General features: G+C 41.1%; 13 protein-coding genes and 1 pseudogene. 3 read left to right on the top strand and 11 right to left on the bottom strand.

Features of this window, described 5'->3' with window-relative positions:
- Nucleotides 1-10 precede the first annotated feature (10 nt).
- The 5 genes and pseudogenes from uxaC to FHQ08_RS04795 form a co-directional block, all read right to left on the bottom strand.
- On the bottom strand, nt 11-1,429 hold the full coding sequence (uxaC, locus tag FHQ08_RS04810; protein ID WP_230913262.1) for a glucuronate isomerase: 1,419 nt from the start codon (nt 1,427-1,429) through the stop codon (nt 11-13).
- Nucleotides 1,430-1,458: 29 nt separating this feature from the next.
- Nucleotides 1,459-2,991, bottom strand: a complete 1,533-nt coding sequence (locus tag FHQ08_RS04805) for an MFS transporter (RefSeq protein ID WP_230913261.1) — start codon at nt 2,989-2,991, stop codon at nt 1,459-1,461.
- A 443-nt stretch (nt 2,992-3,434) separates the two neighbouring features.
- Nucleotides 3,435-5,531 carry a glycoside hydrolase family 30 protein gene (locus tag FHQ08_RS13295; protein ID WP_407929183.1) on the bottom strand — a complete coding sequence of 699 codons (2,097 nt, stop codon included), beginning with the start codon at nt 5,529-5,531 and terminating at the stop codon, nt 3,435-3,437.
- Nucleotides 5,429-5,926 carry a glycoside hydrolase family 30 protein gene (locus tag FHQ08_RS13165; protein ID WP_330166070.1) on the bottom strand — a complete coding sequence of 166 codons (498 nt, stop codon included), beginning with the start codon at nt 5,924-5,926 and terminating at the stop codon, nt 5,429-5,431. The genes FHQ08_RS13295 and FHQ08_RS13165 overlap by 103 nt, the downstream gene beginning before the upstream one ends.
- A gap of 55 nt (nt 5,927-5,981) precedes the next feature.
- Nucleotides 5,982-7,671, bottom strand: a pseudogene (locus tag FHQ08_RS04795) (glycoside hydrolase family 2 TIM barrel-domain containing protein).
- A 509-nt stretch (nt 7,672-8,180) separates the two neighbouring features.
- On the opposite strand from FHQ08_RS04795, the gene FHQ08_RS04790 reads away from it, so the two are divergent.
- The 3 genes from FHQ08_RS04790 (at nt 8,181) to FHQ08_RS04780 (ending at nt 12,273) form a co-directional block, all read left to right on the top strand.
- Nucleotides 8,181-9,494 carry an MFS transporter gene (locus FHQ08_RS04790; RefSeq protein ID WP_230913260.1) on the top strand — a complete coding sequence of 438 codons (1,314 nt, stop codon included), beginning with the start codon at nt 8,181-8,183 and terminating at the stop codon, nt 9,492-9,494.
- A gap of 96 nt (nt 9,495-9,590) precedes the next feature.
- The gene (locus tag FHQ08_RS04785) at nt 9,591-11,111 is read left to right on the top strand and encodes a glycoside hydrolase family 30 protein (RefSeq protein WP_407929184.1); all 1,521 of its coding nucleotides are present in this window, start codon (nt 9,591-9,593) and stop codon (nt 11,109-11,111) included.
- Nucleotides 11,112-11,277: 166 nt separating this feature from the next.
- Nucleotides 11,278-12,273 (top strand): LacI family DNA-binding transcriptional regulator, encoded by a 996-nt coding sequence (locus FHQ08_RS04780; protein ID WP_230913258.1) that lies wholly within the window; start codon nt 11,278-11,280, stop codon nt 12,271-12,273.
- Nucleotides 12,274-12,396: 123 nt separating this feature from the next.
- On the opposite strand, the gene FHQ08_RS04775 is transcribed toward FHQ08_RS04780, so the two are convergent.
- The 6 genes from FHQ08_RS04775 to FHQ08_RS04750 all read right to left on the bottom strand — a co-directional run.
- Complete coding sequence (locus FHQ08_RS04775) at nt 12,397-13,200, bottom strand: energy-coupling factor ABC transporter ATP-binding protein (protein WP_230913257.1); 804 nt, start codon at nt 13,198-13,200, stop codon at nt 12,397-12,399.
- Nucleotides 13,184-14,014 (bottom strand): energy-coupling factor ABC transporter ATP-binding protein, encoded by an 831-nt coding sequence (locus FHQ08_RS04770; protein WP_230913256.1) that lies wholly within the window; start codon nt 14,012-14,014, stop codon nt 13,184-13,186. The genes FHQ08_RS04775 and FHQ08_RS04770 overlap by 17 nt, the downstream gene beginning before the upstream one ends.
- Nucleotides 14,005-14,781: an energy-coupling factor transporter transmembrane component T gene (locus FHQ08_RS04765; protein WP_230913255.1), complete on the bottom strand. Its 777-nt coding sequence runs from the start codon at nt 14,779-14,781 to the stop codon at nt 14,005-14,007. Before FHQ08_RS04765 ends, FHQ08_RS04770 begins: the two co-directional genes overlap by 10 nt.
- On the bottom strand, nt 14,774-15,367 hold the full coding sequence (locus FHQ08_RS04760; protein WP_230913254.1) for an ECF transporter S component: 594 nt from the start codon (nt 15,365-15,367) through the stop codon (nt 14,774-14,776). Before FHQ08_RS04760 ends, FHQ08_RS04765 begins: the two co-directional genes overlap by 8 nt.
- A gap of 127 nt (nt 15,368-15,494) precedes the next feature.
- The gene (locus FHQ08_RS04755; protein ID WP_230913253.1) at nt 15,495-15,725 is read right to left on the bottom strand and encodes a hypothetical protein; all 231 of its coding nucleotides are present in this window, start codon (nt 15,723-15,725) and stop codon (nt 15,495-15,497) included.
- A gap of 57 nt (nt 15,726-15,782) precedes the next feature.
- The coding region (locus tag FHQ08_RS04750; RefSeq protein ID WP_230913252.1) for an IS30 family transposase at nt 15,783-16,039 on the bottom strand (257 nt) is incomplete at its 5' end.

Below are 16,039 nucleotides of genomic sequence, written 5' to 3'. Positions count from 1 at the left end.
CGTCCTCCGCCTACTTGAAGAAACCAAAGTAGTTATAAGCATTATTATAGGAAATGTCTTCAACAATTTTACCAAGGTAAGCCTCATCTTCAGGAACTTGACCGCGTTCAGATAAGCCGCCGATGTAATCACATAGGACTCGGCGGAAATATTCATGGCGCGGATAGGACAAGAAACTACGAGAATCTGTCAACATACCAACAAAGTTTGCCAGCAAGCTCTGGTGTGCCATTGTTTCTAACTGTTTCTGCATACCTTCGCGTGTGTCATTGAACCACCAAGCAGCGCCAAGTTGTAGTTTCTGTTTCACATCGCCATAGAAGTCCCCCATCCCAGTGGCTAACTCCATCCAGTCATTAGGATTGAGTGAATACAAGATGGTCTTGGGAATATTGTCTTCTGTTTGCATATCTGTGAAGAGTTGCATCATATTGTCAGCAATATCTGGTTGCGTCCCCATGGAATCAAAGCCAGTATTTGGTCCAATCTTAGCTAGCATTGGTTTGTTAGCATTGCGGATCGCATTGATATGGTATTGCATCGTCCAATCAAACTTCTTATTTAAGCGCATCAAGACTTTGACTAAACCAGTCACATAAGCTGCCACTTCATGATCAGATAATGCGGCACCAGTGAGTCGTTTCTTAACGATTTCATTGAGCTCGGCTGGCGTAGCGGCCACATAATGGAACGTGTTCAACCCGTGATCTGATAAATGACCACCCATACTTTCAAAATATTCAAACCGTTGTTCGAAAGCTTGTGTCAACGAATCAAAATCAGTGATCTCAACGCCAGCAGCTTCACCTAATTTGCCTAAATAATTTTGGTAATCTTTATCATTGATCGCCATCGCCGCATCGGGGCGCATTGCTGGTAATACTTTGAAGCCATTTTCCTTTTCTTCAGCTTTTAACAACTTGTGATATTTCAAATCAGAAGCCGGGTCATCGGTGGTACAAACAGCTTTGACGTTGCTGTTGCGAATCAAGCTCCGGGGTTTAAAATCATCTGTTGCCAACAACTTGTTCGCTGTATCCCAGATTTCTTTGGCATTGTCACGCGTCAACGGTTTTGTAATATGGAAGAAACGTTGTAATTCCAAATGGGTCCATTCATATAATGGATTACCAATGGCCTTCTCAATCGTACCAGCCCAAGCAACGAGCTTTTCATATTCATCGCCGTCGCCTGTGATCAATGCTTCTGGTACCCCGTTAGCCCGCATCAGCCGCCATTTATAATGATCACCGAACAAACCATCGTTGATCCAAATTCTGGTCAAATTGGGATAATTTTTGTTCTCATAGATCTCTTTAGGCTCCAAATGACAGTGAAAATCAATAATTGGCATCTTTTCTGCATGATCATGGAACAATTTCTTACCCATTTCGTTTGTTAACAAAAAATCTCTGTCTATCAATTGCATTTTATAAACTTCCTTTCATGATTGAAACTTTAATTGGCGTTCTTTTCGTCCCAAACTTTGTCATAATCCCAACCGGTTAACTCTTCAACAACCTGACGTGTTTCTGGTGTCACGTCAGCCTTAGAACCACCATTCTTCAAACGCGTGATTTCCTCTGAGACCACGTCATGGGTTTTCTTATTAAGCTTGAAGGTCAATGCCACCAGCAAAGCTAATAAGACTAAGCCACCAGCACCGAAGACCAAAATACCAACAATGGCCTCACGTGCTGATTTCGGTTCATTCAACAAGTGACTAGCACCTTTAATGTAACCACTAGCATCTAAAATAACCCCTACGATCATGGTGGCAACAGCGACAGTGGATTTCCGTACGAAAGTCATAAAAGCAGCATAGATACCTTCCCGATGTTGCTTGGTCACAATTTCATCCAAATCTGGGATGAATGGGAAAACGTTCCACGGTGTGAACTCCAAAGTCTGCCGACCAACTTGGTAAATCAAGCCAATAGCAAACAGCCATAGCAATGGATTGTCCGGCTGCAGCTTATACACAAGATAATCACCAGCAATCATCGCTAGCATGATGGTATAAGCGTTGATAAACAGGAACTTAGGCCCCTTCTTGATCATGAGATACCCAGCCAGAATCGTCGTTGGGATGCCAATAACAGATAATGAAAGGATATTTGCGGAGTCTGTTGCCGTCAGACCCATGCAAGAAACGATGAAATAAACAAAAATCGTATTATAAGTGTCTTTACCAGTGAATGATAGTAGATAAATGGCAATATGTTTGCGGAAACTCTTGATTCTTAAAGTGGAAAGATAGTCTTTGAACTCTTTGCCAAGTGTCTTAAAGAAACCCCGTTTCGGTTGATCATAGTAAGCTTGCTTCATTTCTTTACTAACTGGCCGCTCCCAAGTCGCAATATTTGCCAGCCAAACACAAATCATGAAGATAATTGCAAAGACGATCCCATTAACTAAATAAGCATAAGGATTTTTTTGTCCCATCAGGCCAATAATTTGTCCAGGTATAAAAGTTGCTAAAAATGTGCCCGTCGATGAAATGAACATCCGGGTAGAAGACAATTTTGTCCGTGACGTAAAATCTTCAGTCATTTCAGTTGGTAACGTTTCCCAAGGAATCAACACAGAAGCCGCAATAATTTCAAACAGCAGGTAAACGATCAAATAGTAGAAAAATCCTCTACCTGGCACCCACATCAAAATGTATTCCAGCATCAATGGTGCACCAATCATTAAGAAGAAATGGCGTCGACCAAAGCGCTGACCCAATTTTGTCCGCCAAAAGTTATCGGTCAGACTACCCATTACCAAACTGGTAACGGCATCGACAATCCGCGCAATACCGATGATCAATGCCCCTTCTGTGGCCGTCAAGCCAGCAAACGTGGTAAAGAAGAAAAGCAAGAAAGCCCCGATAATTGTAAAACCACCACCGCCCATCATGTCTGGAAGCCCATACAAAAGTGCGCGCTTTAAAGTGATCTTACGACCATTTGGTCCAAACACCCGCCGATTTTTGTTATCCATCATTACACCCCTCATTATAAGTCAGTCGAATCTAATATACTAGTATATGAATACGATTTCATTATAATGTTAAGGTTTCAAAAGTCAATAGTTTGTTATGATTTTATCAAATTAAAAATTACAGTTAAAATACTTATAGTACAGTTTTTAATGCTGTTCTTTTCTATCTTATCCAAAGGCTTAATCTGCCTATAAAATATATAATTCACAACCAAATTTAACTATCTAGTCCTATCTGATATATCCGTTAAGCGCTTATATAACAACGTTTATGAAAGTGTTTTAAATATTTTTCAAATTCATTAAAAAATATCTATAAAAATAACGACTAACTTACAGGACCTCATGATTTTCGAACGGTTCAATCCATCAAAAAAATGGGCCCCAGTTAGTCGTTCCAATTGTCAAGTAGCTATGTGTGAATTGATACAGTAATTTCTACTTGTTTATACTTGTCTTTCTAAGATTTCAATGGCATCTAATTGATAAGTGCCTGATAAAACAACTACTTTTGCATGATGTTGACCGCCCGTTGCTTGCACCCATTTATAATGTGTGCCCTTTTCAGAACCAACATTGGTCTGAACTTGATCAACCACACAAGTCCCATCGATAATCAGCTGTAACGTTACCGGTTCATTTTGATGACCTACTAGCGCAAAGCCATGCCCTTGATAATCAAATTCAAAACTAGCTGGCGTATTAGTCGCAATGGAGAGTGTCCGCTCCCAAATTGTATTGCGCTGACCGACTAAATGTTGCCACGAACCCGTATAAGTCACAGCTTGATTCAAATTATCTAAACGCTTTGTGACTAGATCACCTGCAGCGGCTTGTTTAACGGTCAACTGACTAATCTGTGTCTTGAAATAGCCACAGCCAACTTTAACACGGCCAGCATAGGTTGGATTCTTCGTATCGGTCCAAGTAAATAGTGGTTGCCCATCTAATTCAGCTATTAATACATTGCCTTTCGCGCCAAAACTGAACTGATGCCATTGTTTAGGATCAAAAACAGTTACATAGTCAAATAACACCACTTGATCGCGAACTAATAATTGATAAAAACCATTGGTATCTAATTTGACCACATAAGGGGCACTTTCCAAACGACCTTTAACATCTGTAGTTTGCCGTAGACCAATACCAATATAATTGCCATCAGGACTATTTTGCACGGTGGTCGTATCGAAGCGATACGCCAACGTAACTGTATAGTCACTCCAACGGTCATCACCCACTGTAAAGTTCGGTGCAAAAGAGTATTCCCAATCCAAAGCCCGTTCTTTTTCAGTGATCATCTGCTGTAAAACAGGCTCTTTAGTTTGATCAGTGACCACTTCAAAGGCCCCGCCTTGATCGGTCAGGTAGCGTGGTGTGCCACCGCGGTGGTCAAGATAAGTCGATTCAAACTGGGGATAATCAAAATGGTCCTCATACAAAAGCTGGTGGTCAGCATCTTGTACCAAAACATCATCTGGCTGAGCAGTCGTCATTCGCTGATACTGCACACTAGTATCCTGCGTCTTATCCAGGGTGGTCACCGTGATAATTGCATATGCCGGTACTGTAATGGTAAACGCGCCAGCCGTAATTGCTGGTGTGGCGACCATTTTTTTGAGTTGGCTATCATAGGCTGCTGTTGCCTGTGTTGGGCCCGTAGATTGCCAAACATATAGGCGCTTGTTTGGTAAATTAGTGATATTCACTCGATATTGATGGGGCGTTGCGCTGTCATTAACAAATACAGTGGAAAAATCCTGCTTATCTGGTGCAACGAAAGTCATATAACTGGCAGCGTCTGTATGGGTGCCGAGGTTTTCAGTCCCGCCGACGCCACTATAACAAGCCGTGGTTAAGATACGCCAAGCTGTCTTCGGATCCCAGCCGCAAGTTACAAAGTCGGTAAAGTGCTTAATGATCTGCAGACCAACGTTATCCACTGTAAAATGCCCCGACCACGGTTGCTGTGCTGTAATCAATTCCTTATGAGAATAGTTCACACCTGGATAATAAGCAGCTACGGCCGGCTGGAATAGATATAAACTCCGACGGGATTTGAAATAACTCTTGATCAAACGATTCGCAATATCTAACCCACTTTGTTGGCCGCCAATACCTGTGCCAGCAGAAGCACGTACTCGGTAATCGCCTCGTGTCATGGGTGCTACCCCTTCACTGTACCAGACTTCATGATCGTATTGATCAGCCAATTGTTTATAAGGCGCTTTAGGGCCATCATCGGTGTTGTAATGATACCCCACTGCTGGTACCAATGACCGTAACTGATCATCTGCAATCATAAAATCGCCAAAATTGGTTTCATAGTTTTGATCGGCCGCAATAATTTTGATTTCGTGATACTGTGCTACTGGAAAATTCCAAGGAAATTCAGCTTCGTCATTGGCCAATCTTTGGGCAAACCACTTGATCCATTGGGTCATTGGGTGCTTGGTTTCATTACGATCAGGATCCACGTAATCAAACAAATAACCATAAGTTTCATAGGCGGCAATAATGATCTGTTTATATAACTGATACATGGCTTCATACGCCGATTCAGGAACATCATGATCCGGATCATTCGTCCGCACTTGGTGCCAAGCTGACTTGAGATAACCAGGTTCCCCCAGCGCAAAATAGCTGTTTTTAGCTCTGGCTGAACTTTTTTAGCATCCGCAATCAATTGATATCCAGCTCCACGGCGCACATTAGCGGGTTCGTCAGCACTGCGCTTGGTTGCTGGTTCCGTGCCAGAGGACGTATTGGCATCATCACCAAGTTCTACCTTTAGCATGGTCAATAACGGGTGCTTACCACCAAATAAAATTTTCAGAATCTGTTGATAAACTTGTGGGTATTCAGCTTTATAGTCCAATAATAAGCGTGATGAATTGTTGCAACTGATGTAACCAAAGCCTTTAAATGTATTGCCCATTTTTTAGTTAAATCTAGCGTTGCCCCATCAATCGTAAATTCCGTTTTTTGCATACTTAGCCTTCCTTTGCTTTAAAATCCAGCGGCAAACTCGTCCATCGTTTTTGCAGGTAAAAGGCAGCTGCTTTAGGTTGCCGTTCCCGAGTAAAGATCCCTTTTTTATTACCATCGACTCGCATGTTGCCTTCCACGGTCTGGAAGTCAGCTAAGTTCCAAACTTGCTCGCCGCGAATGAAGTCATAGCTATCAAACACATGATTAAACATTTCTAATAATTCAACTTGATATTCTTCGCTCCACATCACTGATGGTAGTTTGTGCAGTCCAGCTTGGGTACCGATTCAATAAGAAAATATCTGGAAATTGTTTGGCATGGGACGCTTCATAGGTATCATCCTCATTCAAAGTAAACGTCCGCGGTCGGCTTTGTGGATCCAACGCCTGAGTGGCTGAGAATATTTTCGTGAAATAAGGCACACATTTTTCACTGGACGTGTCAGGTTCGTTAAACAAACTCCAAGCAAAGACACTCGGGTGATTCTTGTCCCGTTGAATCAGATCCGTAATTTGATCCAAATGTTTCTCATAAAGACTGTCAATCCAATCACCATCAAAGAAATTCTGATCTAGGCCACCGAGAAAACTAGCTGCTGCCATTTTGAAACCGACTGCCGGTACTTCATCAATAATTAGTATGCCGGCGTGATCAGCCATTCGATAAGCTTGTTCATCGTAAGGATAATGTGATGTGCGATAAGCATTGGCACCGATCCATTTCATCAAGGACAAATCCCGTTTTTCAACTTTTAGATCAAAACCGCGACCAGCAAAATTGCTGTCTTCATGACGGCCAAAACCACGAATATAAACGGATTGATTGTTTACGAATATTTCATGACCCTTGATCTCGATGGTCCGAATGCCGATCTCATCTTGATACTGATCCACCACTTGACCATTTTGAATCAATTGGATCTGCAGTTGATACATATAACCCTTACCCACTTGCCAAAGATGTGGTTGTGCCACGTTTAAAGTCCCCTCAAGGCCAGTACCAGACGCAACTTTTTGACCAGCTGCATCAAAGAGTGTGACTTGAGCTGATAAGCCAGCTGTGTTAGCTGTCAACTGATAATGTACCTCAGCTTGATCTTGCTTTAGCGCGTAAGTGGTTGCATAATCTGTCAAATGGATTTTCGGCAATGCTACGAGGTGGACGCTACGATTCAACCCCGAATAATTATAGAAGTCAAAGAATGGCTTGGCCATCTTATGCCCATTCTTCAGCGTTAAAGTATCCCCTGCAGGCAAAGCATCGCGATGCAATTCATTGTTGATTTTTATAGCCACGGTGTTTTCAGCACCAAATTTAACAGCCTGATCAATTTGGGCCATGAAAGGCAAAAAGCCGCCTTCATGGGATCTAATATATTGGCCATTCACAAATATTTTAGCCCGATGTGTTGCGGCATCAAAACGTAAATAAACATTTTTGTCACGCCAAGAATCAGGTACAAAAAATTGCCGGGCATACCAAAAATCACCCACGTATTCTCTTGAAGTTTTATCCGTAAAGAAATCGTTAAAGCTTGCTGGGACAGGTAACTCGGTCTCAGTTTCTAGTCGATCTTGCCATTGTTCGGTTTCACCTTTAGCTTCTGGGTCGAATTTGAATTGCCACAGGCCGTCTAAAGATTGTTGGGTCCGATATTGATTCTGTACTGGATATAATAGGTCTTTTTCCATTTGTGAAATAACCTCCAAATTTATAATTTTCCTCAGTAAAACGCTTTCCATTGCTCATTCTACTATGAATCAAAATTCAGTCAACATAAATTTTACTAAAATATTTTCCGAGCCATAATTCATAATTAATAATAACAATAAATTGCTAAGATTATCGTTGTCAGTATGTATCTAAACCAATTTAACAAACTTGATGACGAACAATATGACAGCATAATCTGTCAGCTTTAAAAAAATAAGCAATATATTAGTTTGGTAAAAAGTATTTAAATGTCTTGATTTTTGGTAAAACCGAGATTGTGATTAGAAATGTAAACGATTACTAAATCATGCATCCCTCTTATTATCCGCCATTTTTTAGCAATCGTCCGCTTTGTGAACTAAATATCAATATTAAGGAGGTTCGTTCAAAAGCACCTGCTTATATACAAGTATATGAGTTGAGTTAAAGTTTTAATTTATCATTATAGTCATTATTTTATCGATATTATTCTAAGGAGCGAATTAATATGTCAGATACTTTAGCACCTCATAATGGGTCCCATAACAAAAAGGAACCTGTCAAAACGGCGGTCGGTGAAATTTCCAACGCAGCCGTTAAAGATGAAGATCAACCGAAAGTGCCCTTGACCGTTGCCTTCGCCATGTCCATTGCCCCACTTTGCTGGTATGGGCCCATTGGTTCTACGCGTAGTGTCTTAATTCCCCAATTATTTAGTCAAATTGATGCCGCCCATAAGGTTTGGGCCGTTGGTATTTTAGCGACTGTTGCTTCAATTACCGGAGCGATTACCAATTTACTATTCGGCGCCTTTTCAGATGTCACGCGGACACGTTTTGGTAAAAGAAAGCCCTATATTATTGGCGGAACGATTGCCATTGCTATTTCATTAATTGCAATCGCTAACATTGCTTCTGTCACAGCTATTATATTTATTTGGATCATTGCGGCAGCGGCCGAAAATGTCATTGCAGCGGCTATCTACCCGCAAATATCGGACCGTGTAGCGCCTAAATGGCGTCGCACTGTTTCTACTTTCTACGGTGTTGGTTTTACCATTGCGCAACAAGGCTTCGCATTATTAGCAGCCCAATTCCTAGGCAATGTTAAGTTTGGGATCTATGTCATGGCTGCGATCACTGTTGTTTTGGCCATCGTCCACGTTGCTCTAATTAAAGAAAAGTCTAATCTTGACGAACCTAGAGTTAAATTCGATAAAGATTCACTTAAGAAATACTTCTTCTTCCCAACTCATGATGCTCGGGATTTCTACCTCGCTTTAACTGGTAAATTCTTCATGGTTGTTGGCTCCACAATTATCACAACTTTCTTGCTCTTCTTATTTACCGATTATATTGGTCAAGGCACAAAAGCTGCTGCCGGTTCCATTTCAATTTTCTCTAGTATCATGCTATTCATTGGTGTTTTCTTTGCCCTAGTTGGTGGACCTTTAGCTGATAAACTTGGCCGTGTCAAAGCACCAGTTGTTATCGCTACTTTTGCCTTAGGCGCTGCTGCTTTATTCCCATTATTTGTCAAAGCACCTTGGGCTATGTTCGTTTACGCTATCATCGCCGCTTTTGGGAATGGGCTTTATAATTCCGTTGATGGTGCCTTAAACATGGATGTTTTGCCATCATCTGATACCGCTGGTAAAGATCTTGGTTTGATCAACTTAGCCAATACTTTAGGTCAAATGTTAGGTGCCATGGTGGCTGCCGCCATTGTTGCCGCTTTTGGTTATCAGGCTATCTTCATTTTCGCCGTTGCCATGGAATTAGTTGGTGGTATCTGTATCGCACTTATCAAACGTGTCAAATAATGACGTGTTAAAATTTAGTAAAAATTAACAACTGATTTTGAAAGGATGTTTCATTTGAGTACACAAGAAGGACTTTTCCCAACAGAATTTTGGACCATGACCGCTGGTGACCTCTCCGAAAAGAGAACACACTTACAAACACCCACACCGCAAACTGAACCAGGTGAGGCTGCCAAAATCGTCATTGATCCTTCTGATAAACGCCAAGAATGGCTAGGCGCTGGTGCCGCTATCACTGATGCAGCTGCCTCTTTGATCTGGAAACAAAGCAAAGCGCAGCGTAGTGCTTTACTTCATGAACTATTTGACCCGAAAGAAGGCAATTTTTCAACCATCCGTATTCCGCTCGGCTCCTGTGAACCAGCGAGCCAGCCTTACTATACTTATGATGATGTGCCTTTTGGTGAACATGATGCTAGTTTGTCAAAGTTCTCCATTGGTGAAGGTGAACCCGACGCGCCAGATGCCACTAAAGATTTAAAATATCTGGTCCCGGTTGTTCAAGAAATCTTGCAAATCAACCCAGCGGTTAAAATCATGGCCTCCCCGTGGTCGGCACCCGCTTGGATGAAAAATACTGGTGAACTTAAAATGGGTGGTCATCTGCGTTTTGGTGAATATATCGGTAATGGCTATGATAAAGAAAAAGATACTTTTGAAAGTGTCTACGCCCGCTATTTCGTTAAATATCTTGAAGCTTACCGTCAGTACGGCATCCCAATTTATGCGATCACAATTCAAAATGAGCCTTCTAATGCGGCTGCCTGGCCAGCTATGATTTGGAAAATTCCTGAATTGGCAAAATTTGGTTATGAGTATTTACGGCCAGCTTTAGACAAAACTTTCCCTGACACAAAGATTTATTTTTGGGATGGCAGTTTGAATATCTTAAACAAACATATCAGTGATGAAATCACACCTGAACAAGCTAGTGCCTTTGATGGCTTTGCTTTCCACACTTATGATGGACCTTATACCAATTTATTCAACGGCAGCCGTTCCTACCCTCATTGGAAGCTAGCTATGACTGAACGTCGATGTTTCATTGAAGAAACCCCTGAAGATGCTTCTCATATTATGTTTGGCTTGATTGGCAACTGGCTTGTACGTCAAGGGCTGAATATGATCGATCTTTGGAACATGGCGTTAGATGAGCGTGGTTTACCGAATATGGTAGGCTCCACTGGACGTCGTGGTGTTGTAACCATTGATCATACCACTGGTAAAGTGCAACGCAATTTGGAATATTATATGTTGCGCAATTTTGGTCAAGACGTTGTGCCCGGCTCAACCGTGATCGGTTCCAGCAGTTATACCCAAGATGGTTACACAGGTGGTGTTGGCTCCGTTGCTTTCTTAGCACCAGATGGCTCAATTGCCGCTCACTTGTATAATCCAACTGGCAAACCCGTAGAGGCCGCCGTTCTCGTCTATGGCCGTGGCTCTATTTGGCAACACGTCACCGTCCCTGCTTGGGGTACTGTGACACTGCACAAGGCTTTTGGCTCGGTCAATGAGAGTACACCTCGCGAAGATGAAGCCTTCAAATTGAACCCTTATCCAGCAAATTTAGCTGATGACGAAGCCCCTGGTAAAGGTGTTAATAAATTAGATTAATTTTTCAATAATTTTAATTGCTGAGCTCGGGACAAAACATTTACATTTTGTTTCCGAGCTTTTTGTATATATGATACGTAAGAGGTTTAGCTGTTATAATGTTCTTTAAGCGGTGATTCGGTTATAATTTGGATTAAGCATTATATGATAAGGGATGAATTTTTTTATGACAACAATCAAAGACATCGCAGAGAAGGCTGATGTTTCGATCTCCACCGTCTCGCGTATCTTGAACTATGACGACACGCTCGCTGTCACACCCGAAACACGGCAACGTGTATTGGAAGTTGCTGAAGAACTTCAATACAAAAAACGCCCGCGAAAAAAACATAAAACTAGTACAAAAGTCATGATTATCCAATGGCACACCATGTCAGAGGAACTTTCAGACCTTTATTATTTACAACTACAATATGGGGTCGAAAATATGGCTAATCGCTTAGGTATTGAAACCGAAGTGATCACCTTAGATAAAATCATGAAAGAAAAAAATGTGGCTGCTGAAGGCTTGGTTTTGATCGGTAAGTTTGATTACACTGAATTCAAACTGCTAAAACAATTTGAACTGCCAATTATTGTGGTTGGTCAAAACGCCTTAGAGTTTGATTTAGATAGTGTCCACAGCGATTATGAAACGGCAACAAAAAATATTATTGACCATTATCGTCGGCATCATATTGACGATATCGGCATCTTAATTGGCGAAGAAAGTACCGGCCAAGAAAGGCAGTTATTGCCAGATCCAAGATTACAAACGTATGCCAATTACTTACGCTTTTTGAATTTATATCATCCAGAATATATTTTTAAAGGTGCTTTCACACCTGAATCAGGATTTAAATTAATGAACCAAGCAATTGCGCAACTTGGTGCCAATTTACCCCACGGTTTTATTGTTGGCAGTGATACCATGGCTGTTGGTGCGATTCGGGCATTAAATCAAACAAATCTTGCCGTTCCTGACCGTGTTAACATCATCAGCTTTAATGACGTCGCTATTGCTAAGTTCACCACACCTGCGCTAAGCACAATTCATTCCGATACGGCTAGCATTGGTGAAGAAGCGATTAAATTACTTACGGAACGCATTCAAGACTCTGAACGGCCAGCACGCCTGGTTGCTTTTGCGACGAAACTGATCAAACGTGAAAGCAGTGTGTGATTAATTCTGTTGCCATAACTATAAAAATAACCATCAAGAATTAGAGCTAAAAACTTAATTCTTGATGGTTATTTTATTTTAGCAGAATATATCTGTACTAATTATCAATTTTAGTAAAATGTTTCATAAATTTTTTTGCTGTATTTTTTCTAAATAATCCTCAATAGATAAATAAACCTCATAATCGCCAAAATTTTGGGCGATTTGCATTACCCGAGGCGGCGCAATTTGTCCCATTTTCATAAAGTCATGATTTGTAAATAAGGCCGCTGGCGTTCCTTGAAATTGAATTGTCCCTTGATTCATCAAAAGAATCTCGTCACTTTGTGTTGCCAACCAATCCATATCATGGGTCACAACGATAACTTGGTGACCAGTCTCAGATAGCTGACGCATTAACGCAGTAATTCGTTGTTGTGCTGGAAAATCCAAATAACTAAAAGGTTCATCAAATAAATAAATTGCTGGATCTATTGCTAGAATCGTTGCAATAGCTAATAATTGCCGTTTTGAAAGAGAAAGATCATAAGGATTCGTCGTTAGTTCCGCTTCTAAGCCAACCTGGGTCAACGCCGCTTTTGCCCGCTGCTCTACTACAGGCAGCCCTAATTGGCGTACGCTCCAAGTCACTTCTTGTAAGACTGTGGCATTAAAAAGCTGATCATTGGGATTTTGAAAAACAAGCCCGATCATTTCTAACTTACGCTTAATAGGCAATGCTTTTAAATCCTGGCCTTCAAGACTGATCGTACCTTGAGATGGCGCATATAGTCCCAACAACAATTTCAATAAAGTAGATTTACCAGAACCATTAGCCCCTACAATTGTTGTTAAGGCATTTTTAATCTTCAATTGTTCGATCGTCAACTTCATAGCTGATCCGGGGTATTGATATTGTACCTGATCCAAACTAATCATCGTCATCATGCATCACCCGCTTTAACCGCCCTAATGTTACTGGATAGCGATAAGTCCCCGCCATGGTTTTTGACAGTGCTTTTGCAAATTGATAAACCGCTGGCAGTGCCATTGGCCAGTGGTTCTGATCTGCTTGATTGATCACGCGCGCTGGTATGTCAAAAGCTAGTAATTTCCCTTGGGCGAACACACAAAGATAATCGGCAAACTCACAAAGTAAATCAATTTCATCTGAAACCAAAAAAATTGTTTGCTTTTTTAAAGCTGCTAAATGTTCAAAAAGCCAGGCTTTCCCTCGGGGATCCATTTGACTGGTAGGATTATCCAAAATTAAAATGTCTGGTTCTACGACTAGCACTGTTGCTAAGGCCAATCGCTGCTGTTGCCCGCCAGAAATCTCAGTTGGGCTCTGTTGTAATATTGAAGTTAACTCTAATTCCTGGGCGATACGCTTTACTCGTTGATCAATTTCACTCTCTGATAAACCTGCATTGACCAATCCAAATGCAATTTCATCTGCAACAGTTTCGGCGAGTCCGCTCAATTGACTCTCAGGATCTTGGAAAACATAGCCAATACTTGGTTTTTGTTTGGTATCGTTACGATCGATCTGTAGCTGGCCTTCAATCCTAGCATGGATCATTTCCGGGATAATACCAGCTAATAATTGGCAGAAAGTCGTTTTTCCCGCATCTGAATTTCCAATAACGCCGACTTTAGCAAACTGGGGCACGCTCATTGAAACCCAGTCTAAAGCCAAATCTTGCGCATTGGGATACTTCACTGAAACTCGATCTAGTGTAATAAATGTTTCTACAGCCATACTACGCCTCCTAATAGAGCCAACAACCCCAGAAACAATAAATAATGTAAGCCCCTGGCAAAAATATAAGTATATTGCCAATTTGGTGTTTGGCGCTGTTTTGATTCGAAACCGCGTAACCTCAACGCAATGGAACGGTTGATCGTTCGCGTTAAAGTCATAACGATCAGTGGGATCAAAGTAGGTAAAATCGCTCGAAATCGCTGTCTTAACCGTCCGGAACCAACAACACCTCTTGCTTGTTGCGCCAATTGTATTCGGCGCATATTGGCATGCATTTGCGGCAAAATATAACAGACGGACATCAGCGCGTAGACATAGCGAAAAGGCAGACCTAATTTTTCCAAGTAAATTGTATTTTCACCAATTGTCATGGTAAACATCAACAAACAAGCGGACAGCGTAATGATCAATATCCGGCCTGCCAAAAGGGCAGCATGCTGCAAGCCTTCCTGATAAAAAGTCAACCAGCCAATTGTGAAGATCGGTGTTTGATTTTGAGCATAAAACAACCCCTGAATGAGTAACATTGTACTAATCAGAAATAAGCTAAACGCCAATACAACCAAACTTTTATGTAAGATATGGGCGCTGAAATTAAGCATTAATAAGCATAAAATCAAACCTAAATTCACGGAAAGACTAGAAAAGACCATGCTGGCGGCAATTGTATCCGCCATCAATAGAAATTTACTACCAGGATCAATATGGCGCGTCCAAGACGATTTATGCACTAATCCAGCCGAAAATGGTGCCTTTTTAAGCATGAGACTCATCCTGAAAAAAGCTGATCAATTTATTCGGTAAACGTCGATAAATCACGTAAGCCAAATAGGCAACTACGATTTTATCGATAATATCTAAAACAAATTCGTCTACAAACGAAGCCAGAAAAACAGGTGTGTGATGGGCAACTAACGCTGCAAAAATGGCATCACCCCAAGCATTTCCCGTTTGTCCAGCCCAAAAATAGACATTCAATGGTGTCGAAATAATAGCTGAAATAAAGGCGATCACCAAAGCTGCTAATAAGACTTTTTTAACGGAACTAAACCAGCCTAATCGGAATAACACCCCGACACTTAAACCAATGCCAATGCTCGTCAACGCATAAACTGTCGAAATTGGTGACAGTGTTAATCCATAAATCACATTGTTGATAAATCCACTAATTGCCCCAGCAATCGGACCAGCTAACATACTAGCTAAAAACGTCCCAATAGAACCCAACCATACCGGTAATTTTAGCCCCTCAGCTAGTGCCTTTGCTAAATAGTTGATACCAACTGCTGCTGGAATTAGAACCAGTGTTGCTGATGATAATTTGATAGACCACAATCTTTGTACTTTCATTTCTTGCCTCCTGTATGTCTTGACATGTATAACATCATACAGGTGGTCTAGACAGATGTCAAGACAGGTGTGAAACAAAAATCATTTCACACCTGTCTTTAATCACATCTTTCCTATTTTGTCATACTTAATGGGGTACAATTCTATCTAAGCCTTCAATCATATGTTTGAAATTAGCACTATTCTTAAAACTAAACTGATCAGCTTCTAATTCATTAAATTGCAGTACTAAGTAGTAAGCTGTCAAATAACGTAATAATGCGTTTTTACTGACACGAACATCATCTGGTCCATCGCTAACTGTTCCAGCAATGGCCAGTGCAAACTTATCTGGGTCAATTTGGACTTTTCTATCCATAATATGCCTTACCTTTCAATATTTAATTTTTTTAATAAAGTTTTATATCTTGAATTGTCAAATTAAATGCAAACTCTTATCGTAGAATACTTCGTAGGGTGTTTTCCAACCTAAACATTTCCTTGGCCGGTGATTCAATTGGCTTGTGTATTGATCAATCTCTCTATCGGAAGCTGTGATATCTTGACCCTTGGGTAAATATTCCCGGATCAAACCATTGGTATTCTCACTAGTTCCTCTTTGCCAAGGAGCATGGGCATCTGGAAAGTAAAACTCGATCCCCGTCTTCTCAGTAACTTCTTGATGGGCTGTGA

This window comes from Agrilactobacillus fermenti, assembly GCF_021030645.1.
Taxonomy (GTDB): Bacteria; Bacillota; Bacilli; order Lactobacillales; family Lactobacillaceae; genus Agrilactobacillus; species Agrilactobacillus fermenti.
The sequence above is the reverse complement of the archived record's forward strand: the minus strand, read 5'-3'. Positions and strand labels throughout refer to the sequence as shown.

Coding starts and splice junctions, on each gene's coding strand:
- FHQ08_RS13295 (WP_407929183.1), bottom strand. CDS start 5,531: ATGTATCAGTTATATAAACAGATCATTATTGCCGCCTATGAAACTTAT.
- FHQ08_RS04805 (WP_230913261.1), bottom strand. CDS start 2,991: ATGATGGATAACAAAAATCGGCGGGTGTTTGGACCAAATGGTCGTAAG.
- FHQ08_RS04765 (WP_230913255.1), bottom strand. CDS start 14,781: ATGCTTAAAAAGGCACCATTTTCGGCTGGATTAGTGCATAAATCGTCT.
- FHQ08_RS04785 (WP_407929184.1), top strand. CDS start 9,591: ATGACCGCTGGTGACCTCTCCGAAAAGAGAACACACTTACAAACACCC.
- FHQ08_RS04770 (WP_230913256.1), bottom strand. CDS start 14,014: ATGGCTGTAGAAACATTTATTACACTAGATCGAGTTTCAGTGAAGTAT.
- uxaC (WP_230913262.1), bottom strand. CDS start 1,429: ATGCAATTGATAGACAGAGATTTTTTGTTAACAAACGAAATGGGTAAG.
- FHQ08_RS13165 (WP_330166070.1), bottom strand. CDS start 5,926: ATGGGCAATACATTTAAAGGCTTTGGTTACATCAGTTGCAACAATTCA.
- FHQ08_RS04790 (WP_230913260.1), top strand. CDS start 8,181: ATGTCAGATACTTTAGCACCTCATAATGGGTCCCATAACAAAAAGGAA.
- FHQ08_RS04760 (WP_230913254.1), bottom strand. CDS start 15,367: ATGAAAGTACAAAGATTGTGGTCTATCAAATTATCATCAGCAACACTG.
- FHQ08_RS04755 (WP_230913253.1), bottom strand. CDS start 15,725: ATGGATAGAAAAGTCCAAATTGACCCAGATAAGTTTGCACTGGCCATT.
- FHQ08_RS04775 (WP_230913257.1), bottom strand. CDS start 13,200: ATGATGACGATGATTAGTTTGGATCAGGTACAATATCAATACCCCGGA.
- FHQ08_RS04780 (WP_230913258.1), top strand. CDS start 11,278: ATGACAACAATCAAAGACATCGCAGAGAAGGCTGATGTTTCGATCTCC.